General features: G+C 65.3%; 36 protein-coding genes. All 36 read right to left on the bottom strand.

The features are described 5' to 3' along the window. Positions 1-38: 38 nt before the first annotated feature. Positions 39-827 (bottom strand): hypothetical protein, encoded by a 789-nt coding sequence (locus tag EH240_RS38510; protein ID WP_206075293.1) that lies wholly within the window; start codon positions 825-827, stop codon positions 39-41. 61 nt (positions 828-888) lie between these two features. Further along, positions 889-2,085 (bottom strand): phage protease, encoded by a 1,197-nt coding sequence (locus tag EH240_RS19995; RefSeq protein WP_167484083.1) that lies wholly within the window; start codon positions 2,083-2,085, stop codon positions 889-891. Positions 2,086-2,252: 167 nt separating this feature from the next. After that, complete coding sequence (locus EH240_RS19990; RefSeq protein WP_125001725.1) at positions 2,253-2,597, bottom strand: hypothetical protein; 345 nt, start codon at positions 2,595-2,597, stop codon at positions 2,253-2,255. Further along, the gene (locus tag EH240_RS19985) at positions 2,584-3,378 is read right to left on the bottom strand and encodes a phage head morphogenesis protein (protein ID WP_125001722.1); all 795 of its coding nucleotides are present in this window, start codon (positions 3,376-3,378) and stop codon (positions 2,584-2,586) included. The genes EH240_RS19990 and EH240_RS19985 overlap by 14 nt, the downstream gene beginning before the upstream one ends. 4 nt (positions 3,379-3,382) lie before the next feature. Beyond that, entirely contained in the window at positions 3,383-3,538 is a 156-nt protein-coding gene (locus tag EH240_RS38050; protein WP_167484082.1) for a hypothetical protein, read from the bottom strand. Positions 3,539-3,556: 18 nt separating this feature from the next. Beyond that, positions 3,557-5,122: a DUF935 domain-containing protein gene (locus tag EH240_RS19980; RefSeq protein ID WP_125001719.1), complete on the bottom strand. Its 1,566-nt coding sequence runs from the start codon at positions 5,120-5,122 to the stop codon at positions 3,557-3,559. Continuing rightward, positions 5,115-5,300 carry a ClpX C4-type zinc finger protein gene (locus EH240_RS19975; protein WP_125001716.1) on the bottom strand — a complete coding sequence of 62 codons (186 nt, stop codon included), beginning with the start codon at positions 5,298-5,300 and terminating at the stop codon, positions 5,115-5,117. Before EH240_RS19975 ends, EH240_RS19980 begins: the two co-directional genes overlap by 8 nt. Next, the gene (locus EH240_RS19970) at positions 5,300-6,991 is read right to left on the bottom strand and encodes a terminase large subunit domain-containing protein (RefSeq protein ID WP_125001714.1); all 1,692 of its coding nucleotides are present in this window, start codon (positions 6,989-6,991) and stop codon (positions 5,300-5,302) included. The genes EH240_RS19975 and EH240_RS19970 overlap by 1 nt, the downstream gene beginning before the upstream one ends. Continuing rightward, complete coding sequence (locus EH240_RS19965; protein ID WP_125001711.1) at positions 6,988-7,215, bottom strand: hypothetical protein; 228 nt, start codon at positions 7,213-7,215, stop codon at positions 6,988-6,990. Before EH240_RS19965 ends, EH240_RS19970 begins: the two co-directional genes overlap by 4 nt. Next, on the bottom strand, positions 7,212-7,409 hold the full coding sequence (locus tag EH240_RS19960; protein WP_125001708.1) for a hypothetical protein: 198 nt from the start codon (positions 7,407-7,409) through the stop codon (positions 7,212-7,214). The genes EH240_RS19965 and EH240_RS19960 overlap by 4 nt, the downstream gene beginning before the upstream one ends. Continuing rightward, positions 7,406-7,609: a hypothetical protein gene (locus EH240_RS19955; protein WP_125001705.1), complete on the bottom strand. Its 204-nt coding sequence runs from the start codon at positions 7,607-7,609 to the stop codon at positions 7,406-7,408. Before EH240_RS19955 ends, EH240_RS19960 begins: the two co-directional genes overlap by 4 nt. Beyond that, positions 7,606-7,827 carry a hypothetical protein gene (locus EH240_RS19950; RefSeq protein ID WP_125001702.1) on the bottom strand — a complete coding sequence of 74 codons (222 nt, stop codon included), beginning with the start codon at positions 7,825-7,827 and terminating at the stop codon, positions 7,606-7,608. The genes EH240_RS19955 and EH240_RS19950 overlap by 4 nt, the downstream gene beginning before the upstream one ends. Further along, on the bottom strand, positions 7,824-8,417 hold the full coding sequence (locus tag EH240_RS19945; protein WP_125001699.1) for a DUF3486 family protein: 594 nt from the start codon (positions 8,415-8,417) through the stop codon (positions 7,824-7,826). The genes EH240_RS19950 and EH240_RS19945 overlap by 4 nt, the downstream gene beginning before the upstream one ends. 9 nt (positions 8,418-8,426) lie before the next feature. Then, positions 8,427-8,741 carry a VpaChn25_0724 family phage protein gene (locus tag EH240_RS19940; protein ID WP_125001696.1) on the bottom strand — a complete coding sequence of 105 codons (315 nt, stop codon included), beginning with the start codon at positions 8,739-8,741 and terminating at the stop codon, positions 8,427-8,429. Beyond that, the gene (locus EH240_RS19935) at positions 8,738-9,103 is read right to left on the bottom strand and encodes a DUF2730 family protein (protein ID WP_125001693.1); all 366 of its coding nucleotides are present in this window, start codon (positions 9,101-9,103) and stop codon (positions 8,738-8,740) included. Before EH240_RS19935 ends, EH240_RS19940 begins: the two co-directional genes overlap by 4 nt. Next, positions 9,103-9,345, bottom strand: a complete 243-nt coding sequence (locus EH240_RS19930; RefSeq protein WP_125001690.1) for a TraR/DksA C4-type zinc finger protein — start codon at positions 9,343-9,345, stop codon at positions 9,103-9,105. The genes EH240_RS19935 and EH240_RS19930 overlap by 1 nt, the downstream gene beginning before the upstream one ends. After that, positions 9,342-9,533, bottom strand: a complete 192-nt coding sequence (locus EH240_RS19925; RefSeq protein WP_125001687.1) for a hypothetical protein — start codon at positions 9,531-9,533, stop codon at positions 9,342-9,344. Before EH240_RS19925 ends, EH240_RS19930 begins: the two co-directional genes overlap by 4 nt. Beyond that, the gene (locus tag EH240_RS19920; protein WP_125001684.1) at positions 9,517-9,909 is read right to left on the bottom strand and encodes a hypothetical protein; all 393 of its coding nucleotides are present in this window, start codon (positions 9,907-9,909) and stop codon (positions 9,517-9,519) included. Before EH240_RS19920 ends, EH240_RS19925 begins: the two co-directional genes overlap by 17 nt. 109 nt (positions 9,910-10,018) lie before the next feature. Further along, positions 10,019-10,804: a lysozyme gene (locus EH240_RS19915; RefSeq protein ID WP_167484081.1), complete on the bottom strand. Its 786-nt coding sequence runs from the start codon at positions 10,802-10,804 to the stop codon at positions 10,019-10,021. A gap of 152 nt (positions 10,805-10,956) precedes the next feature. Then, positions 10,957-11,325, bottom strand: coding sequence for a winged helix-turn-helix domain-containing protein (locus EH240_RS19910; RefSeq protein ID WP_125001679.1), 369 nt, complete (start codon positions 11,323-11,325; stop codon positions 10,957-10,959). After that, positions 11,322-11,582: a hypothetical protein gene (locus EH240_RS19905; RefSeq protein WP_125001676.1), complete on the bottom strand. Its 261-nt coding sequence runs from the start codon at positions 11,580-11,582 to the stop codon at positions 11,322-11,324. Before EH240_RS19905 ends, EH240_RS19910 begins: the two co-directional genes overlap by 4 nt. Further along, on the bottom strand, positions 11,579-12,019 hold the full coding sequence (locus EH240_RS19900) for an ASCH domain-containing protein (RefSeq protein ID WP_125001884.1): 441 nt from the start codon (positions 12,017-12,019) through the stop codon (positions 11,579-11,581). Before EH240_RS19900 ends, EH240_RS19905 begins: the two co-directional genes overlap by 4 nt. Then, on the bottom strand, positions 12,019-12,252 hold the full coding sequence (locus EH240_RS19895) for a hypothetical protein (RefSeq protein WP_125001673.1): 234 nt from the start codon (positions 12,250-12,252) through the stop codon (positions 12,019-12,021). Before EH240_RS19895 ends, EH240_RS19900 begins: the two co-directional genes overlap by 1 nt. Next, complete coding sequence (locus tag EH240_RS19890) at positions 12,252-12,464, bottom strand: hypothetical protein (protein WP_125001670.1); 213 nt, start codon at positions 12,462-12,464, stop codon at positions 12,252-12,254. Before EH240_RS19890 ends, EH240_RS19895 begins: the two co-directional genes overlap by 1 nt. Further along, positions 12,461-13,069 carry a regulatory protein GemA gene (locus tag EH240_RS19885; protein ID WP_125001668.1) on the bottom strand — a complete coding sequence of 203 codons (609 nt, stop codon included), beginning with the start codon at positions 13,067-13,069 and terminating at the stop codon, positions 12,461-12,463. Before EH240_RS19885 ends, EH240_RS19890 begins: the two co-directional genes overlap by 4 nt. Next, the gene (locus EH240_RS19880; protein ID WP_125001665.1) at positions 13,066-13,275 is read right to left on the bottom strand and encodes a hypothetical protein; all 210 of its coding nucleotides are present in this window, start codon (positions 13,273-13,275) and stop codon (positions 13,066-13,068) included. Before EH240_RS19880 ends, EH240_RS19885 begins: the two co-directional genes overlap by 4 nt. After that, on the bottom strand, positions 13,272-13,610 hold the full coding sequence (locus EH240_RS19875) for a hypothetical protein (RefSeq protein WP_125001662.1): 339 nt from the start codon (positions 13,608-13,610) through the stop codon (positions 13,272-13,274). Before EH240_RS19875 ends, EH240_RS19880 begins: the two co-directional genes overlap by 4 nt. Continuing rightward, entirely contained in the window at positions 13,610-13,870 is a 261-nt protein-coding gene (locus EH240_RS19870; RefSeq protein WP_125001660.1) for a hypothetical protein, read from the bottom strand. Before EH240_RS19870 ends, EH240_RS19875 begins: the two co-directional genes overlap by 1 nt. 3 nt (positions 13,871-13,873) lie before the next feature. After that, a complete protein-coding gene (locus EH240_RS19865; RefSeq protein WP_125001657.1) occupies positions 13,874-14,122 on the bottom strand; it encodes a hypothetical protein in 249 nt (82 codons plus the stop codon). Between the two features lie 5 nt (positions 14,123-14,127). Further along, positions 14,128-14,778: a DUF3164 family protein gene (locus EH240_RS19860; RefSeq protein ID WP_125001654.1), complete on the bottom strand. Its 651-nt coding sequence runs from the start codon at positions 14,776-14,778 to the stop codon at positions 14,128-14,130. Beyond that, positions 14,762-15,097 (bottom strand): hypothetical protein, encoded by a 336-nt coding sequence (locus EH240_RS19855; RefSeq protein ID WP_125001651.1) that lies wholly within the window; start codon positions 15,095-15,097, stop codon positions 14,762-14,764. Before EH240_RS19855 ends, EH240_RS19860 begins: the two co-directional genes overlap by 17 nt. Next, on the bottom strand, positions 15,081-15,377 hold the full coding sequence (locus tag EH240_RS19850) for a hypothetical protein (RefSeq protein WP_125001649.1): 297 nt from the start codon (positions 15,375-15,377) through the stop codon (positions 15,081-15,083). Before EH240_RS19850 ends, EH240_RS19855 begins: the two co-directional genes overlap by 17 nt. Continuing rightward, complete coding sequence (locus EH240_RS19845) at positions 15,374-15,691, bottom strand: hypothetical protein (protein WP_125001646.1); 318 nt, start codon at positions 15,689-15,691, stop codon at positions 15,374-15,376. The genes EH240_RS19850 and EH240_RS19845 overlap by 4 nt, the downstream gene beginning before the upstream one ends. Before the next feature lie 5 nt (positions 15,692-15,696). Continuing rightward, positions 15,697-16,083 (bottom strand): transcriptional regulator, encoded by a 387-nt coding sequence (locus EH240_RS19840; RefSeq protein ID WP_125001644.1) that lies wholly within the window; start codon positions 16,081-16,083, stop codon positions 15,697-15,699. After that, positions 16,080-16,667: a helix-turn-helix domain-containing protein gene (locus tag EH240_RS19835; protein WP_125001641.1), complete on the bottom strand. Its 588-nt coding sequence runs from the start codon at positions 16,665-16,667 to the stop codon at positions 16,080-16,082. Before EH240_RS19835 ends, EH240_RS19840 begins: the two co-directional genes overlap by 4 nt. After that, positions 16,664-17,413 carry an AAA family ATPase gene (locus EH240_RS19830; protein ID WP_125001638.1) on the bottom strand — a complete coding sequence of 250 codons (750 nt, stop codon included), beginning with the start codon at positions 17,411-17,413 and terminating at the stop codon, positions 16,664-16,666. The genes EH240_RS19835 and EH240_RS19830 overlap by 4 nt, the downstream gene beginning before the upstream one ends. Positions 17,414-17,420: the final 7 nt, after the last annotated feature.

Here is a 17,420-nt window from a genome sequence, read left to right as displayed (position 1 = left end):
AGGTGCAGATCCTTGTTGCGTTGCGGAGCGCGCCCGGACTAGGCGCGCTCGATTTCGAAGAAGCAGTTGGCGGCGGATGCGGTGGCGTTGGTGCCGCCCACCGTCAGGGACAGCTCGTCGCCGGCAGCGACGGTGTTGGCCGCCGTGGGCGCTGCATAGTCCTTGTCGCCGGCGGCCGAGCCGGCCTGGGTGATGGTGATGACGCCGGTGGTGATCGCGGCGCCGCCGATCTTGCCGGTCAGCGTGGCATCCCCGGTGGTCAGCACGCCCTCGATGATCGAACCGATGCTGAGCACCTTGCCGGCGACCGGCGAGATCACGCGGTAGACGCCCGCGCCGACCAGGGTCGTGACGCGGACCGGGACGATGATCCGGTCGCCGCTGAGTACCGCCCGCAGGATCGCTTCGTTGAAGAGAACCTGGACGCCGGTCGCCTCGACGCCGACGATGACGCCGGCCGGCGACCTGGTTGCGAGGCCAGCGGTCAGACCGTTGGTCTTGGCGACCGTCTGATCGTCGACTGCGTAGCAGGGCTTGCCGATATCGGCAGCGGTGATTGCGTCCGCCGCCGCCGAGTTCGCCACCTTGAAGACACCCTGCAGGACGTCGATGTCTTCGTCGCCCGCCGCGCCGTCGGAATTGTCGACGCGGTGGTTGGCGATGCCGACGCCGATGAGACCGAGGGCGGTCTGGCCCTTGGTGACGTCGCCGGCCGAATTGCGCATGACGATCGAGCCGCCATAGATCAGCACGGCGGCGGCGACGCTGGCCGACAGCATGGCGCCGATCAGCTGAGAGGTGTTGCGGTCCTGGGCAAGAGCAGTCATCGAAATCGGTCCTTTGGCTGGGCGCTTGGCCCGTTGATCAGATCAGCCGGAAGCGGAGGCCTTAAGCCTTCGCCTCGTCGGCCAGCGTCTTCTTGAAGTCTTCGGGCTTGATGCCGAGCTGCGAGCAGACGGCGAGCTGCGCCTCGGTGAGCGCCTCGGCGGCAGTGCCGTCCTTCTTCGGCGTCTTCAGCTGCGGCGTCGTCAGCACCGGCGCGCTGCCGGCGAAGGTTTCGAACTTCTTGGGATCGGCCTTGTAGAGATCGAGGCCCCAGTCCTTCAGCGCCGGCGCCAGCTTGCCTTCCTTGATTGCCGAATTGACGGCTTCCTCGGCCTTGTCGGCCGTCAAGGTCTTCTGCAGCTCCTTCACGTCGTTCTGCAGCGCGGTCACCTGCTCGATCGGCACGAACTTGGTCGGATCCGGCTTGGCGCCAGCGACCGCCGACTGCACCGCCGTGACGATCTCATCCGACTTCGCGGCCGCAGTCAGGCCGGCGGCCTGTGCGAACTTGGCGCGATCGGCGACAATCGAATTGATCGCCGTCACGACATCTTCAGGCTTCGCTGCCTCGGTCAGCCCGGCAGCCCTGGCGATCGCCGTGCTGCTGGTCAGGTGGGCGTTGATGGCGGCAACGACGCCGTCTTCATTGGTGCCCTTGGCGAGGCCGAGGGCGGACAGGATCTTGTCCATGTTGTCTCCAGTCGGGTTGTTGTTCGGAAGAAGCGCACTCGCCGCGACCGCGACCAGGTCGAGGTTCGGCGTGTTGGTTAGTCCGGCCATGCGGATGGCGAGCACGCGGCCGGAGGTCTTGTCATGGAAGAACACCGGCGAGAGGTAGCGGTACTCGCTGGCCTTGATCGCAGCCGAGGCAGCAGCCGTCCATTGGACGCGGCCCCAGATGCCGTCATCGCGCGCCTGCAGTTCCTTAATCCAGCCGGCGGCGCGGGCCGTGCCGCCGACACCAGGCACGGCGCCGAACACAGCCTGATGGTCATAGTCGATAACCAGGTCGGTCGAGCCGGCATATTGACGGGTGTTGGCGACGATCGTTTCCATCGACGCCCTGTCGCCCGTGGTCCAGGGGCCACCGCCGGCCCGGCCGGAGAAGGTTCCGGCCGGCACCAGCTGCACCCACTTGTCGCCATCCGCATCAGCTGAGGTGAGTGCAGTGGAATTCGAAGCGACCAGGGCGGCCGAAAGGAGGGCGGCGAGTGCGTTGTGCATCGCCGGACATTGGCTGGTTCGGTCGCTGCGTGGCATGGCGACGGCGGTCGCCATCAAACAAAGCGGATGGAACGAACGGGAGGCGATGGCTGTGGCCGCAGGAAAGGCCTATTCGCCGCTGAACGGTAGCCGACCGGCAAACATCCGGCAAGCCGGTCCTCGCTCGGGGCTTGGATAGGCTCTAAAAACGGTTTTGAACGGGTCTACAGCGCGACGGGTCGATTTTCCGGGCCAGTGGAGCGGGGAAGGGTTGCCGCGCGTTGCTGCTGGCTTCGATAGATGGCCGCCAGATCGCCCAACCAGACGGCCCAGCTCGACGGAAGCCGACCGGCGACGATGCAGAGATCTTCCTCGCCGCGGAGCGCTCGTCGCATACCGATGGCATGGTCCGAGATCCGCACCTTGAAGCTGCGATGCGGCATGAAGATGAAGACGTAGTTCCACCGCCCGGCGATGTTGTGCCATCGCGACACCTGAAGCCGCACGCCTGGCAACGCATCCTGGAGCGATTTGATGAACAGTCGCGTCGTTCTCTCAACTGCCAGCATCCGAGAGGCCCCCCGCCATCTTCGCCTTGGCCGCCCTTTCGATCATCGAGAAACCGGCCTTGCCGGGATTGTAGGCCCAGCCCGGATCGATGCCGTCCGGCACCGCGGTCGTCTCGCCGGTGCGCTGGTTGACGTAGACGGTTTCGCCGCCTGGCACCGGCTCGAACTTCAGCTTCTCGCCCTCGCGCTCCAGGCGGTCGACGTCGCGTTGCGAGAGGCTCTGCAGGGTGCAGTGGCAGTTCCAGCCGTTCGGGCAGGCATGGGTGTTCCACCAGGGATGGTCAACCAGCAGCACGGTGTTGTGCCACAGATGATGCAGCAGCCGAGGATGCTCCTGACCCTCCAGGTGCACGTAACGGAGGAACGGCCGCACTTTCTTGACGCGCTCGAACGACGCCCAATGGCCGGCGGCGTAACTGACGCGCATGTTGACATCGAAGATGGTCGTGAGGCGCCGCAAGCTGCCGAGCTGCGACCACCGCGTTTCGCCCGAGAGCGGATCGAATGCCGGCTGCTGGCCCCACCAGCCTTTCGTCTGAAGCAGCGGCGTCAGCTCGGCCGCGAACTGTTGGAAGGTCTTGCCCTGGGCGAGCGCCTTGAACAGCGCGGCATAGATGTCGCCCAGGATGTCGAAGCCGGCCGACTTGGCGACCGTGAACATCGACGCATGCGTGTCCTGCCAGACATCCTGCCAGGCGAAGGACGGGTCGAGGCGCTGGCCGCGTGCGAAGAGGGCGGCAATGGCGTCGACTGGCGGGAGCGGCTTGAGCTCGGTGGGCACGAGCTCAGCCGATCTTACCTGACCACCAGAGCGCTGCTGCGATCCAGATAATCACCATGACGGCCGAGTAGGCCATGCCATGCCCATCTCGGATCTTGGACCTGTAGAAGAAGGCGACGAAGGCCAAAGCGGCCAAAATGTAGAACACGCAGGTCATCATAGATGGTTCCCTCTTTTTCTAGAGCGTTTCGCCGGCCTCGCCGGCCAGCCGGGCCGCAAAGGCCGACCGGGCCAACTGCTCGGTCAGGGCCTTGACGTCGAGGCCTTCAAACCGCTTCGCCAGGATTGCCTTCACCTCGTCGGTCGATCTGGCGGCCGCGATCTCCGCCTCGAGGCCGGCGACGATCGGCTTTACCAGCGGCTCCCATTCGCCGACCAGGGTGTCGGCCGCCCGCTCGATCGCATCGCGCTTCTGCGCTTGCGCCGAGTTGACCGCCTCCTCCAGCTGGTCGCCTGGAATGGGCTGCGCATTGGGATCGACCCGCGCCGGCTGCTTGGGCGCGACCAGCAGCTCCTCGTCGGGCTTCGGCTCGGGCAGGCCGATCTTTTGGAGCATCGCCTTCTTGCCGACCGGCAGCCCGAATGGGATCAGTTGCACCACGTTCTTCACCAGGGCGCCCACGTCGACCTCGTCAGGCCGGCCGATGCAGATCCGCGGGTACTTCTTCTGCGGTCCCCGGTTGAGATCGACTACCGGCCGCGTCAGGTCGCGATTGAGTGAGCCGGCGAGCTGGCGGGCGTCTGCTATCTCGATATCGTCGCGGACGCCGTCGTGCGTCTTGCCGACAGCATGGCCGCCGGCGATGGCGTCCGTGGTGCCGGTCTGGCCGAGCACGACCTTGGAAACCTGCTGGTCGAGCCAGTCGGCGCGTTCCCTGTAGAGTGCGTGCGAACCGGCGATATCGGCCTTGACGAATTCGACCGCCATCGATGCCGGAACGATCGCGGCATAATCGACGCCGATATTGCTGACCGCTTCGAGCAACACCTCCTTGTCGCGTTCGGATGCGCCGGCATCGTATTTGCCGAGCCGCAGCGGCTGGCCATAGGCCTCGCAGAAGATCGCCCAGTCCTTGACGGTGAAGCTCTTGAACAGGAACGTCCAGGCAGCGGCGCGCGCGATGCCGCCCCGGATCGGCAGGCCGGATTTGGCCTTGGCCGGGTGATAGACCCACTGATAGGGGTTCAGCGGCACCATCTGGCCGTCATCGTCGCGCAGCAGCGGCGTTTCGCCGTCCACCAGGTCGAAGGTGAACCAGCGCGGATCCCGCCAGGCAAGCCGCTTGGGCATCCACTGGCTTTCCGACGTGTCCCAGATGATCTCGTTGCAGGAGAAGCCCTTGCCGATCGCGTCGAGTACATCGATCAGCTCGTCGGCGAAGCCTTCGCGCCCGATGACATCGCGCACCAGCTGAGCGCACGCCTCGCTCTCGGCGTCATCGCCGGCGGCCTCGACCGTGATCTCCAGTCCCGACACCTGGCGCTTGCGCACGCCGAGCACACCAGCGTAGTGGAGATCCCGCTCCTCGATATCCTCGGCAAGCGCCAGGTACTGCTCCGGGTCGCCGTCGATCGACGATTTCAGGATAGCGGCGAGACGTCCTGGCGTCAGGCCGGCGGCCGGGTGCATGGCGTCATGACGCCGTACGCCGCGCGCGGTCGGCGCGGCCTGCTCGATCTTGAGAGCCGCTTTCTCGATCGGCCGGCCATATTGGTTGACCAGTCCCTTGAAGACATCAGCCATGGGTACCTCTTTCTTGCGCCGCCGCGCCAGACGCTGCCTCGGCTCGCTTGGCAGCGATGATCGGCAGGCAATCCTCGACGCAAAGATCGCAGATAAAGACCAGGACCGGACCGGCGATCATGCAGGCCACTTCGTCCTGGCTCCGGCCGCAAAAGCTGCAATAGACGGGGCGCGCCATCAGAAGATCCCCGGTTTGCGGCGCATGGATGCCATGCGGAAGGGCCGCTCGCGCTCGTTCGCCCGATCGTGCCAGCCGCCGCCCTGGTCGCTGCCTGCCCGTTCGTCAAAGCGGCTCTTGGCCGGCGGCGCTGGCTGGTAGCCGTATTCGTGCCACTGCATGCGTGATGCGAAATAGGCGAGCACGAGCGCCACCGCGAAGTCGCCGTGCCGCTTGGCGCCGGCCTCGCCGACGCGCTCGGGCGGGATCGAGGGGATGCCGCGAATGATCTTGACCAGGCGAAGGTCGACGACGTGCTCGGCGTCCCTGGTGAGCTGGATGGCGCCGTCTTCAAAGGCCGTTTTAAGCGGCGGGAAATTCTCGTTGTACCAGGTCTGCGAAAGCTTGATTTCCCAGACCAGGCCGCCCGGCGTCTCGTCGGTGCGCAAGCCGAAGGCGCGCCCGAGATCCTCGGCAAGGTTCGCGCCGGTGCCCGTCGCGTCGACCGCCGCGCCCACCAGGTGGGGCGCATTGCGGAGGATCAGCTCGGCGACCGCCTTCTGCTCGGCAAATGGCACGTTGCGCAATTCGATCGTCAGCGCCGCGCGCCTGGTAAGCACCTTGTCAATTGAGAGTAGCGTCATCACGGCCGGGTCGGCCTTCCGGGCCGGGTCATAGCCGAATGCGTGCTGGCGGTTCTCGTCGAGGCCTTCCAGCGCTTCCTTGATCGTGTCGAGGTGGATCTGGAAGAGATGGTCGCGTTCCAGCTTAGGCCGCTGGAGATAGTCCAGCGGCAGCGATATGCGGATGACCGGTGCGTCCTCGGGGTCGATCGTCATGCGCGCTTCGATCAGCGGCGTTGTCAGCCAGGCGCCGGAGCCCATTGACGGGATGCAGAACAGCTCCTCGTCGGCGCCGTCGCCATAGAAGTCGATGATCTCCTGGCGCCACTCTGCCTCGCCCTCGGGCGACCATTCCCGGCCGCGGACGAGACAAATGCGCTGGTAAAGGCCGTCGAGCAGCGCCTGGTCGAAGTCGATGCGCAGATGGGTGCCCGGCCGACGCTCGTGCAGGATGTCCTGGACGAGAACGTTGAACTCGTTGTCGGCGCCGTTGTGGGTCGAGCAGACGATCACCTGGCCGCCCCACATCAGGAACGCCAGCGCGGCCTTCAGCAGCTCCTTCAGATTGTCGACGAACGCGGCCTCGTCGATGATGACCGCGCCCTGCTTTCCGCGCAGCGTGCGCGGCGCCGAGGAGAGCGCGAGCACTTCGAAACCTGAGGCGAAGCGAATGCGAAAGGCCTGGATCTGGCGCGTCTCGTCCGGATGCGCCGGGTCGGTATCGTCGAACAGGAATTCGTCCAGGACGATGGTCGCCTGGGCGAAGGCGCGCGCCCACATGGCACAGGCGTCGATGAACTCGCGCGTCATCTCCTGGGCGTAGGAGATGTACATCACGTCCATGCCGCCGGCTGCCCGCGTGCGGCCGGCGCGCAGCACCGCGTAGGAGGCCAGGCCCCACGTCAGGCCGACGCGACGCGACTTCTCAATGACCAGCAGCGCCGTGCCGCTTTCCAGCGGCTCGATTGCCTTCGATTGATAAGCAAGCAGGACGTTGGGCTGGCCGACGCTCTCGATGACGTGGTCGAGGTTCGCCATGCTCTCGCGGCGGACCTTCTCCCATTCCTCCTTTGAGATCGGTCCGCTCATGAGATGCCCCGGTTAAAGAGATCGACAAGCGCATCCTCAACACGGTTCGACTCCCGCGTCAGAATGGCGACAAGCAAGTCACGCTGATAGGCATGCAGCGGGGCAACGATCTGGCCGCCAATATCGGGTCGAAGCGACGAAAGATCAGAAGCGAGGTCGCGGCATGTCAGGACTTTGGCCCATGAAGCCTGCTCGCCTTCATTGTTGGAGATCGGGCCGCTCACGGCCGGGTCGCCTTCTCAAAGGCTTTGGTGACCGCCTGAATGCAGGCTTCTAGCCGGCGGATGTATTCGTCGACCGCGATCCAGGCCGGCTGCCCTCGCTGCCTTTCGGCGGCCTGCACCTCCCGCCGCAAGGCGTTGTTGAGGCAGGCCGCCTCGTCGGTCGAAAGCTCAATCCGAACCAGCTTGTCGCTCAATGCATCGCTCCATCGGTTCTGTCCGACCAGGCGAAATTGAAGGTGTGCACCAGCAGCTCGGCGTTCGCAGGATGATTGTTGCCGGTAGTGCCGCCGATCGGGATGCCGTTGCCGTCGAAAATGACCGTCGTTGTGCCGCTGTCGCCCGGCGCGGTCGAGAGCGGTAATGCGATTTTCGCGACCTTCTTGCGGTCCCTCATGTCGAGCCGATCCCGTCATAGACCTCTTCGACCGTCGCCAGGGCCGAGCGGAGCTGCCGCAGATAGGCGTCCGTCATTTCCTTGTCGCCCGGCGCAACGGGATAGCCCACAACCGTCATACGGCGTTCGACGTTGGTGATCTCGTGGCTGAGCAGGCCTCGCAGGCAGCCGAAATCGAAGGCGGAGAATGTGATCGAAATGGTCGGCTGTGTCGTCATGCTGTCCTCACGCCCAGGATCTGCGCCTTGATCATGTCGGCGGTCTCGGCCGACATGCCCTTCGACTTGGCCACGGTGTCGACGGCCTTCTCGACATCGGCCTTGAATTCCTTGGTCACCGTTGCCCGGCGCTGGGTCGAAACGCTCTGCGCCTGGCTGGCCATTTTGAGAGCGGTTGCGAGCTGCATGGCGCCGATCGGCGCCAGGCCGCTTTCGCCGGCATCGGTCAAAAGTTCGAAGACCAGCGTCTTGATCGCCTCGGCCGCGATCAGGGTAAGGTCATCTGAGCTTTGCGCGTCGAACCGCTTTGAGATGGTGGCGGCGATCTCGCGGGTGTCTTCCAGCCGCCTGGTCATCATCGCCAGCTTGATCGAGTAGCGGTTGAACGCCGAGAATGACGGGATGACGAATTCCAGCTCGCCCTTATGCTCGGCCTGCAGGGCCTGCATCTTGAGGAAGAATTCCTCGTAGATCTCGGTCTGGGTGCGGTCACGGTTCTGCAGCTCAGTCGCGGCCCAGGTGATGATCGGGCCGCAGTCGTCGGGCAGGCGCTCGATCGCCGAAAGTAGACCACGGCCTTTGCGTGCCATTCGGGTGCCTCAGTCGGGATCGGCGGGACGCTTCACGCCTTCCAGGAACTGCGCCCGGTCGAGATGTGCCCGTCCTGCCTTGCGAATGGTGGCGACCATCACCGTTCCGCTGACGATGTTGCGGACGGCGCCGGCCGTCTTCTCAAGAAACGTCAGCTGGTTGCGGATGTACTCACGCGTCTTCGAGTAGCCGAACCGCTTCAGCTCGATCTCAAGCCGGCCCTCGTGCATGGCGCCGTTGTCCTCGGCCGCCAGGGCGCGAAGGATGATCAGGCGAATGTCCTGGTCAACGTAGTCGTCATAGTCGTCAATATTCAGCGTCATGATCCCTTCGCCCGATCTAGCAAGAATTCTTCCACGCGCCGGCTCGTGCGCGCGGCGGCCTGCGTTTCCGCTTTGACGTTTGCCATCTCGATCTGGATGTCCTTCATGGTCATCTGCAGCTGGTGAACCATGTCCTTGTCGGGCAAGTGCTTCATTTCGCCCTCGATCGATTGAATGCGGCTGCCGTGGTCGTCCATGATCTTGTCCAGGCCGTTCCACCGCTCCTCGGTTTCACGCTTGTGGGTTTCGAGATCGCTGGCCGTCTTCTTGGCGCCCGACGTCATGACGGCGTAGATGACGGTGCCGATCGACAGCAGCGTGTTGATGCCGACGAGCCAGGGCAACAGGGCGGTCATGTCCATCAGGCGCGTCTCCGGCTCTGGCGTTCGGCCAGGCTTTCGCAGTCGAAGCATCGCTCGGCACACGGCATGGCGTTGCGTCGGTCGTCAGGGATGCGGTTGCCGCAATCCTTGCAATATGGCGAGATCTGATAGTCGGGCGGCACCTGGCCGCGAACGGCGGCTTGGATGCGGGCAACGCCGGCGGCGCGCTCCAGATCGACCCGGTGCTCAGCCAGTTCTATCGCGGCATCGCCCTGTTTCATTGCTTGTCCCAATCCGCGACCTTCGCCAGGCGGATGGCGCAGACGTTTCGCGCGGCACCGTTGACGTCGCCGCGCTCTACGAAATCGCCAACATTCGCCGGGCCGCCCGGCTTCGACCAGTTCGCCGGCGGCGGGATCAGGTACGCGGGTGGCACGCGCTCCTTGACGGTCTCAGTCTTGACGACCACCTGCGGCTCCCGGTTTGTCATACAGCTGGCGAAGAGCGGGAGGGACAGGCAGAGCAAGGAAGTGGTCAACGTCCGCATTGGCGTCTTTCAGCTTGTGGAGGGCAGCGGTGTTGTCGATGAAGACCTGGTTGGACGCGGCGAGCTGCTCGGCGAGCTGCGCCGTCATCTTGGCGTCGTAAGTGGCTTGCGCCTGGAGCCGGCCGATGGTGGCCTGGTTGGCGTCGTTGACGGCGGTCACGGTGGCGAGGGCGGCCTTCGCCTGTTTCGTCTCGGCCTGGGCCGAAATGGCGTTGCCTCGATAGATGGCGGCAATGGCTACAAGCCCGAGAATGGTGATCGCGAGGACGGCGCCGATCGCTAGCTTGAGGTAGCTCATGCCCACACCATGTAGAGGGCCGCCGCAATGGCCAGCATGACCAGCCAAGGAACAAGGGCCTCGACCAGGTCGCGCAGCAACTGCGCGACTACGGTGCTCAGACCTTCCATCAGCTCACGCCTTCCATGCAGAGCTTCTTCTCGCGCTGGCGCCGTTCAAACAGGCCGCGCAACACGCGGTGGCCGGCCTTGTCAAACCAGGTGAGCGCCTGGCAGCCGCCGGCGATATCGCCCGCATTGAGCCGGCGTGTAGCCGTGCTCTTGCCGATGCCGGCGACGCCGACGTTGAACGCCGTCGACGTGTAGGCCGCGTCGCGCTTCGGCGGCAGGCGAATGGAGATCGTCACGGCCGAGAAATAGCGGTGCAGGCCGGTCCGATGCTCGGCCACCTCAATCCAGAGCAGGTCGATGCAGTCCTGGTGGCTCTTGACCATGCCGAGGCGAACCCCGCGCGTCGAGCCGAAGCAGATCGTCGGAATGCCGACCGCGTCGAGATAGGCGCGGTTGCGCTCGCCTTCCTCCCTGGCGATGAACGGCACGGCGATGGCAAGCGTTTCGGCCTCCGTGGCCGCGTGCGCTTGCGCTCGGCCGACATCGAAGCTCTCGGCCTTGGAGGGCGTGGCGAGGATCAGCGCCAACGCGACGATGACCGCGCCGATGGCGATGATACGCAGCCACTCCATCAAGAGGGAAACGCCCTGCTGCCAGACGCGGCCGATGATGCCGGCGAGCAACAGCAGCACGCCAAGCCACCAGAAGAAATAGGGGTCGTAGTCGTCGCCGGTCAGGTGATAGTAGAGTTCGGGCAGGACGAGCACCGCCAGGCCCAAAATCTGCATCCAGAAACTGAGGGACAGCAGCACCACGCGACGCCATTCCGCGACAGGGCGCGGCATCACTCGCGTCAACCAGCCTCGCAAATCCATGGTCGATCCCGCCTGTGAAAATCGGCCGGAGGAAATCTCCGGCCGCGCGGGCATCTTCATCGCATTCGGGGGCTAACGGCCATGGCTACGGCGGTCGCCATGGCGACCGGTGTAGGCATTGACTAGCCGAACAGCTTCAGCTGGCGGGGATCTCCGCTACCCTTGACGGGCACATCGTCCATCCGCTGGAACAGGCGATTCACAGCACTTTCCGACAAACCGAGCTTGCGCGCAATATCCGCGTTCGACGAACCGGCGGCGCGGTAATGCCGGGCGCGCAAATCGCGCACCAAAGGCACACTGAGGTAGTCGCGCCCGAAGCGCCTGGAGAGCTTTTCGGTAAGCTCGATGCCCAACTCCTCCGCCAGCTTGCCACGCTCTGCCGTCGCGGGGACATACAGGCGGGTGCCACCATACTGTTCAGCCAGCCGGACCAAACCAGCTGGCCCGAGCAGGCGCAACAGCGTGTCGGTCAGGCCGCGCTCGCTCAAGGCAGCTTCTCTTCCGCCGCGCGCTGCATCAGACCCAGCAGCGTCATATGGCTTGGGATGGCCTTGTCGTCGATCGTGGTGACGACGCGGCCGTTGATCATCAGGAAGCGGGCGCCTATCGCCCGCACGCTTGGGGCGCCCTGGTGACGGCCGACGCTCTCGGCCACCATGCCGCGCAGCTGCTCGACATCGATGTCGAGGACGCGCTGCATGTAGCGGAGAAGCGCGTGGTCGGTGACTAGGACCGGGTTGCTCATGCTGGCTCCCATTCGATCAGCTGGCCATCGAACAGGCCCTCGCCATGCTCGGCGTTCCAAAACGCGCCCATATTCCAACGCGCCGAGCCGGCGCGACCGATCTGCTTCATACGGCAGTCGCCGACATGCTCGACCGCGAAGCCGTCAGCGACCGCGAAGGCCTCGATCTCGTCCCGATGCAGCGGCCGGCCGTCGATGACGATCGAGGCGATGAACTCCTCCAGGAGCCACGTGGTGACGATGGCGATCGGCCGGACGCGGATGCAGATCGGATCGGGGTTGACCAACTTGACGCAATGGCGCGTCCGCATGCCCTGGAAGAGCTGGACGGCCTCGCCCGGCCGGGCATGGCGCTTGCGATCGGCGCGCACGGTCTGGCGCTTGGTGAGTGCCGAGACCTGCGGAGCGAACATGGCCTTGAAGCTGTAGGCGACCATCACCAGGGCCTTTCCCAGCCGGCCCAGCCCTCGTCTTTGGCTTGTCGGCGCGTCTCTTCGATGTCGCGGTACCAGCGGGCCAGCGTTGGCTCCTCGGGCCTGCCAGCGCGCTCGCGCATGGCTTGCTCCAGCAAGGATTGGAGAAGTCGCGCCTGGCTGTGATCCGATATCGTGACGTATGCGAGAACGTGTCCGCGCACGTAGCCGTCCACGTTGTAAACCTGGCTGCGCATCAGCGAACGCCTCCGGTCGACAAGGAAGCCAATACAGCATCCGCCAAACGCTCAACGTCGATTATCGGTCGCGGTGCGGGATGGACGATCGGATAGCTCAGCATTGGCTTGCCGTCCGCGTCGGTGAAAGTCGTCATCACGCCTAAATCGTACTGGCGGTTAAGCTCGGCTTGCAGGGCCGAGACAAGAATGGCCTTATCGGGAGCGCTCATGCGATCGCCTTTCTGACCATGTCGCCGAGGGTGTTCATCACAGCCGGCCAGTCGTGCTCGAGCATCTGGTCGAGCGGCTTGGCATGATCCCAGACGAACTTGCGGAAGCCTTTCGGGTCGACGGCCTTGGCGACGCTCAGCCGGTGCCACTGCGCGAGTGCAATCTTTGCACCCGAGGTTCGCAGCCACTCGGCCGTGGCGACGTCCTGGCGCCAGTCCACGCCGGCCTCTCGCGTCATCCACGCCTTCAGCGCGTCGACGGCCTTGGCGGCGTCCTCGGCGTCCAGCAGAAAGCGGGTGTGCTCGATGCCGGTCTGCCGCTTGACGAAGGACAGCATGGCGGCATCGTGCCGATCGCGGATGATGCCGAGGTTCCAGGCGGCAATCCAGAGCGCCTGGAGCTTCTTGGCGAACGGGCCTTGAAGGCCCTTTTCAGCCGGCTTGAAACCCGCATGCCGTTGGGCGGCGACGACGAGCTGCAGCTCGCGGTCGTTCATCTGGCGCAAGCTGCGCTTGCCCGTCACCCGCTGATAGAGATCGCGCGCGGTGTCTTCGTCCAGCCCGAGCTGCTTGTTGGCGACGTGGATGGCAGCGAGCGCGTTCATTGTGTCGCCTCAGAGTCGAGATATCGGAGCTTCCAAGTCGGATGGAACGGCATCGGATGCTTGAAGCGGTCGAGCCGGATATTGAGCCGGCCATTGGTGGCGCTTGTGATCGTTCCGAACTCGGATTTGCCGTCGCCTGTATATTCGACGCGCCCGCCAACCTTTGCCGGGACGTTGTAGCTCTTGCGGATCCAAGCGATGCTCATGCCGCGGCCTCCGCATCATCGAGCACGGCGTCGACGAGGTTGCCGAACGCCACCGTCTCGATCAGCCGCCTGATCAATGCGTCGACGGAGATGTCCCTGGCCCTTGCGTGAGGGCGCAGCCGCTCGCGCACGCCGACCGGGAAGGAGCCGGCACTAGGTCGGACGAAGTTGGGCGCCTTGCCGTGCCAGCGCCGCGCCGAGCATTCCAGCGCCGAAACCGTCTTGACATCAATGCCGATGCGCCGGGCGATGCTTTCGCTGGAAAGGCCTTCCTTGCGAAGCGCCACGATCGCCGCCGTGCGGCTCACGTAACCGAGGGTTTCCTTGGCCGCCATCATGCCCACCCTGAAAGGAACTTTTCCAATGCGCCCCCGAGTTGGTTGCGGTCGCCGTCAGGATCGGGCTCATCGGAAAGGATCTCGGCTGTTAGCTTGGCCGCGTCGCAAAGCTTCTCCAGCGGCTCGACGTCAGGATGGAATTCCGATTTCATCCATTCGCCCTCGCGTGCGTATCGAAGCAACTCGGCGATGGCTTCACTGGCTTGACTGGCTGCGGCAACTGCGAGGGCCTGCCTTTCACTGAGCTGGGTCGCCATCGCTCAGCCCTCCCGCGCTTCGATCGGCACCGGGCCGGAGCCGGCGAGGTTGATCGGGTCATCGAGATCACGCGGCGCCGTCGCCACGGCATGGCGGCTGACGACGGTGGCCAGATCCTCCAGCACGCGCGCCGCAGAGTGGAAGGCGCCGTCCTCGGCGTAGATCTTGGCGAGGTCGGTTTTTTCCTGGATGACCGCGCGGATCGACGTGGTGTCGCGGTGCTGGGAAAAGCGGTTGGTTTGCTTGCTCATGGTCGTTACGCCTTCGCCAGGTCGATGGTGACGGCTTCCCAGGGCGCGTCCTGGCTGGCGCGCTGGTAGCAGCGGACATAGGTCTTGGAGCCGATGACGCGCATGGCGTCGCGGATGGCGTCCATGGCGCGCTGCCAGCGCTCGTCCTCGATGTCGAGGCGCAGCAGCATGAAGATCTCGGCGCGGTTGATCTGGCCTTCCTTCTCGACATTGAAGGCGCGGCTGATGATCGACCGGATCTCGGTGCGGCTGTCGGCCGACCACTCGGTCAGGCACTCGTCGATCAGGCTCTTGGCGATCTGCAGCTCGGCGCCGAAGTCGATCATGTCGGCGACCTGGACGGACACCTTCATCAGGCCGTCAAAGGTCAGGAAGGTCTTGTTGCCCTTGGCGCCGCCCTTCGTCGCGCCATAGTCCTGGGCAAGCAGCGCCTCGAAGGAGGAGAGATCGTCAAAGGTGTGCTCCTTGAAGCGGCCGATCTGAGCCGACAGGTCGCGGGCGTGGCCGATGATCTTGCGGACCGTCTCGTCCTGCAGCTTGTCGGCAGGCTTGATCGCCTCGATCGGCACCAGGTGGCCCTTGGCATCATGCATGTAGGTCTTGCCGCCGACCATGACGGTGCCGACTGGAACGGTGGTTTCAGTTGCTGCTTCCATCGGTGTTCTCCTGTTTGGTTGGGATCGGGTGCATGAAGGCCAGAAGGTCGCGAACCACGGCCATCTGCGTTGCGATGAGTTCTTGGGTGTCGGCGTCGGCCTGCTGGTCCCACGGCATCAGCATTTCGAGCGCGTTGACCAGAAAGTTGGCTTCAAGGGCGACGGCCCACAGGCCCTCGGTGGCCTTGGCCAGGGCGTAGATCTCGGCGACGCTTGCCCGCGGCGCGTTGCGCTCGGGATTGGAGACGATGCGGCCACAAAGATCGATCATGTCGAGCTTTGCGACGGCCGCGAGCAGGGCTTCACTTGCCGCGGCCATGCTTGCCCTCCCGCAGGTCGATCAGCTTCCTCAGGTTGCGGGCGGCCAGCTCCAGGGCCTGGCGCGCCTGGCGCTCGGCCCCCGGCGAGGCGAATTTGGCGCCGTCGAGCCGATCGACGGCGCGGCCGAGCTGTCCGCAGGCGAGCATGATCTCCTGCTCGCGCGCGGAGAGCGGGCGCGGCTCGGGCTTGCGGATGAACTCGGCCGTCAGCACCGGCACGATCGCCCTGGCGATCAGCGCGGCGCGCTCCTCGGCCTGCTGCAGGTTGCCGGTCATCATGCCGCACCTCCGGGCCGGCCGTCCGAGAACGGGCGCGGGATGACCGGGAATAGGGTGACGTTCGATCCCGGCTGGCTGGCGGCCGAGGCGATGCGCGCGGCCTCGGCCGCGCGGTCCTTGCGGGCCTCTTCGTTCCAGAGCTTGGCGCTGAGCTGGCACTCGATCGAGCGCGCCTGCTGGCCGAGGTCCTTCAGGATTCGGCGCAGCATCTTGGCATCTTTCGGCCGCAGCACGCGTGACTCGTGCTCGAAGCCGGTAAACATCTGGCCGAGCTGGTTCAGGGTATCCGACAAAGCGAGGGACATTTTTGCCATCGCGGCTATCTCCTTTGGGGGCAGGTTTTGCAGGCGTGGAAGAGCTGGGCGCGGTGCCGCGACGTGGCGCGGAACGGCTCCTTCTGTTCGATCAGGCAGCGGTCGCGGCCGATCTCGCCCAGCACCGGGCAATCGACGGTCTCGGCCATTAGCGCGCCGCGCACCATCTGCTCGACGCGGCCGAGATCGCCGTTGTACTTGCCCGAGATGATGGTGGAGATGGCGGAGCGGCTGTAGTTGACGCGCTTCTCGGCGCCGCCGAGGCCTTCGGCGTCGGCGATTCGCACCAGCTCGGCGACCCAGTCGGGCACGTTGGCGCCCCATGCGTCGGCCGCCTTCTCGGCGAAGCTCCGGCCGGCCGGCCGGCTGTCCTTGACGGGTCCTCGGTTCATGGCTGCACCTCGCGAAGCACCGAGCTGCCGACCACGACCTTGGCGTTGGGATCGAACACGAGCTTAGCCGCCAGCACACGCGGCGCCTGGCTTCCGAGGTTCTTCACCAGCCGAAAGACGTTGCCGTTCTTTGCGACGACGCCGGCAGCGGCGAGCGCGAAACAGTAGTTCCTCGCGGTCGACCGGGGCACGTCCGTGCAGGCGTCGACCAGGTCGTCGAGCGTGAACTTCTTGGCCATCTTCATGGCCCGCCAGAGCTTCTCCTTGGCGGTCTCTGGCAGCACGGCGCCGTCCTTCGTCAGGCGCGGCGCCATTTGCGGCTTCCTGCCCTCGACCAGGCGGTAGACCATGGCGTCCGGCACACCGCCCGTCGTCTCGCGGATTTCCACGACCTCGGCGAAACCGCCGAGGTGGAGCTTGCGGATGTAGAAGCGGGCCGACTGGACGTGGACCTGCGTGCGGTCGCTCACCTGCCGCACCGTCCACGGGCCGGCCTTGTCGAGATCCAGGATGATCGACCAGAAGCCGGCCTCGCCGCGCGGCACCGCGAGGCTGAGCTGCACCATCTCGAGCAGCGGTCTCACTGGATCGCCCTCATGGTGAACTTGGGCGTCGCGTTGACCGCCTGGATGCCGCCGAAGGTGGCGAGGTCGACGACGGGCGCGCCGGTCAGCTTGGCCACCTGTGAGACCTTGGCGAGGTTGATGACGATGCGCCGCGTGTTGCCCTTGGTCCTGTCCAGGATGGCGGCGGCGAGGTCCGGCGCCAGCTTGATGCCGTTGCAGCGGTGGCCCGCCAGCAGGGCGAAGTCCTCGGCGTCGCAGGGCAGCGCCGGCAGCCATTCGAGCACGCGGTTGTGGACGCGCTCGAAAGCTTCCAGCAGCTTCGGCAGGCGCTCCTCGCCGATCAGGACGACAGGCGCTCCGGACTTGTCGGAAAGCTCGCGCAGCAGGTCGACGAAGCGCTTGTGGGCGATGAAATGCGCCTCGTCGATGATCAGCGGCCGGCGCGGATCCGAGACCATCAGCATGATCGCCTGGTTCTTCAGCGTCTCGATCGGGCCGCGCGGCGCCGGCTCGCCGAGCTCGATGAGGATGTCGGACAGCAGCGAGCGCGCCGAGGTGAACTGGCCGCATTCGACGTAAGCCGCGCGGTACTTGTTGGCGCCATAGATCGCCGACTCCGTCTTGCCCCATCCGGAGGGGCCGAAGAAGGCCGCCAGGCCTGGCAGCTTGGGGTCGCGATCGACCATGGTGGCGAGCAGCGTCGCGAACGCCGCCACGTTCTTCAGCGGCGCCGGCCGGTTGACTTTCAGGTGTTCCGTCATCATGCTTCCT

The organism is Mesorhizobium tamadayense, from assembly GCF_003863365.1.
Classification (GTDB): domain Bacteria; phylum Pseudomonadota; class Alphaproteobacteria; order Rhizobiales; family Rhizobiaceae; genus Mesorhizobium; species Mesorhizobium tamadayense.
The sequence above is the reverse complement of the archived record's forward strand: the minus strand, read 5'-3'. Positions and strand labels throughout refer to the sequence as shown.

What these genes read in the sequence shown, in the direction of transcription:
- EH240_RS19940 (WP_125001696.1), bottom strand. Translation starts at nt 8,741, where the DNA reads ATGACGCTGAATATTGACGACTATGACGACTACGTTGACCAGGACATT.
- EH240_RS38510 (WP_206075293.1), bottom strand. Translation starts at nt 827, where the DNA reads ATGACTGCTCTTGCCCAGGACCGCAACACCTCTCAGCTGATCGGCGCC.
- EH240_RS19995 (WP_167484083.1), bottom strand. Translation starts at nt 2,085, where the DNA reads ATGCCACGCAGCGACCGAACCAGCCAATGTCCGGCGATGCACAACGCA.
- EH240_RS19865 (WP_125001657.1), bottom strand. Translation starts at nt 14,122, where the DNA reads ATGAGCAAGCAAACCAACCGCTTTTCCCAGCACCGCGACACCACGTCG.
- EH240_RS19870 (WP_125001660.1), bottom strand. Translation starts at nt 13,870, where the DNA reads ATGGCGACCCAGCTCAGTGAAAGGCAGGCCCTCGCAGTTGCCGCAGCC.
- EH240_RS19915 (WP_167484081.1), bottom strand. Translation starts at nt 10,804, where the DNA reads ATGCCGCGCCCTGTCGCGGAATGGCGTCGCGTGGTGCTGCTGTCCCTC.
- EH240_RS19970 (WP_125001714.1), bottom strand. Translation starts at nt 6,991, where the DNA reads ATGAGCGGACCGATCTCAAAGGAGGAATGGGAGAAGGTCCGCCGCGAG.
- EH240_RS19885 (WP_125001668.1), bottom strand. Translation starts at nt 13,069, where the DNA reads ATGAACGCGCTCGCTGCCATCCACGTCGCCAACAAGCAGCTCGGGCTG.
- EH240_RS19890 (WP_125001670.1), bottom strand. Translation starts at nt 12,464, where the DNA reads ATGAGCGCTCCCGATAAGGCCATTCTTGTCTCGGCCCTGCAAGCCGAG.
- EH240_RS19900 (WP_125001884.1), bottom strand. Translation starts at nt 12,019, where the DNA reads ATGGTCGCCTACAGCTTCAAGGCCATGTTCGCTCCGCAGGTCTCGGCA.
- EH240_RS19830 (WP_125001638.1), bottom strand. Translation starts at nt 17,413, where the DNA reads ATGATGACGGAACACCTGAAAGTCAACCGGCCGGCGCCGCTGAAGAAC.
- EH240_RS19920 (WP_125001684.1), bottom strand. Translation starts at nt 9,909, where the DNA reads ATGAGCTACCTCAAGCTAGCGATCGGCGCCGTCCTCGCGATCACCATT.
- EH240_RS19905 (WP_125001676.1), bottom strand. Translation starts at nt 11,582, where the DNA reads ATGAGCAACCCGGTCCTAGTCACCGACCACGCGCTTCTCCGCTACATG.
- EH240_RS19935 (WP_125001693.1), bottom strand. Translation starts at nt 9,103, where the DNA reads ATGGACATGACCGCCCTGTTGCCCTGGCTCGTCGGCATCAACACGCTG.
- EH240_RS19840 (WP_125001644.1), bottom strand. Translation starts at nt 16,083, where the DNA reads ATGAACCGAGGACCCGTCAAGGACAGCCGGCCGGCCGGCCGGAGCTTC.
- EH240_RS19895 (WP_125001673.1), bottom strand. Translation starts at nt 12,252, where the DNA reads ATGCGCAGCCAGGTTTACAACGTGGACGGCTACGTGCGCGGACACGTT.
- EH240_RS19975 (WP_125001716.1), bottom strand. Translation starts at nt 5,300, where the DNA reads ATGGCGCGCCCCGTCTATTGCAGCTTTTGCGGCCGGAGCCAGGACGAA.
- EH240_RS19955 (WP_125001705.1), bottom strand. Translation starts at nt 7,609, where the DNA reads ATGAGGGACCGCAAGAAGGTCGCGAAAATCGCATTACCGCTCTCGACC.
- EH240_RS19990 (WP_125001725.1), bottom strand. Translation starts at nt 2,597, where the DNA reads ATGCTGGCAGTTGAGAGAACGACGCGACTGTTCATCAAATCGCTCCAG.
- EH240_RS19860 (WP_125001654.1), bottom strand. Translation starts at nt 14,778, where the DNA reads ATGGAAGCAGCAACTGAAACCACCGTTCCAGTCGGCACCGTCATGGTC.
- EH240_RS19850 (WP_125001649.1), bottom strand. Translation starts at nt 15,377, where the DNA reads ATGATGACCGGCAACCTGCAGCAGGCCGAGGAGCGCGCCGCGCTGATC.
- EH240_RS19880 (WP_125001665.1), bottom strand. Translation starts at nt 13,275, where the DNA reads ATGAGCATCGCTTGGATCCGCAAGAGCTACAACGTCCCGGCAAAGGTT.
- EH240_RS19950 (WP_125001702.1), bottom strand. Translation starts at nt 7,827, where the DNA reads ATGACGACACAGCCGACCATTTCGATCACATTCTCCGCCTTCGATTTC.
- EH240_RS19845 (WP_125001646.1), bottom strand. Translation starts at nt 15,691, where the DNA reads ATGGCAAAAATGTCCCTCGCTTTGTCGGATACCCTGAACCAGCTCGGC.
- EH240_RS38050 (WP_167484082.1), bottom strand. Translation starts at nt 3,538, where the DNA reads ATGATGACCTGCGTGTTCTACATTTTGGCCGCTTTGGCCTTCGTCGCC.
- EH240_RS19930 (WP_125001690.1), bottom strand. Translation starts at nt 9,345, where the DNA reads ATGAAACAGGGCGATGCCGCGATAGAACTGGCTGAGCACCGGGTCGAT.
- EH240_RS19875 (WP_125001662.1), bottom strand. Translation starts at nt 13,610, where the DNA reads ATGGCGGCCAAGGAAACCCTCGGTTACGTGAGCCGCACGGCGGCGATC.
- EH240_RS19945 (WP_125001699.1), bottom strand. Translation starts at nt 8,417, where the DNA reads ATGGCACGCAAAGGCCGTGGTCTACTTTCGGCGATCGAGCGCCTGCCC.
- EH240_RS19855 (WP_125001651.1), bottom strand. Translation starts at nt 15,097, where the DNA reads ATGGCCGCGGCAAGTGAAGCCCTGCTCGCGGCCGTCGCAAAGCTCGAC.
- EH240_RS19980 (WP_125001719.1), bottom strand. Translation starts at nt 5,122, where the DNA reads ATGGCTGATGTCTTCAAGGGACTGGTCAACCAATATGGCCGGCCGATC.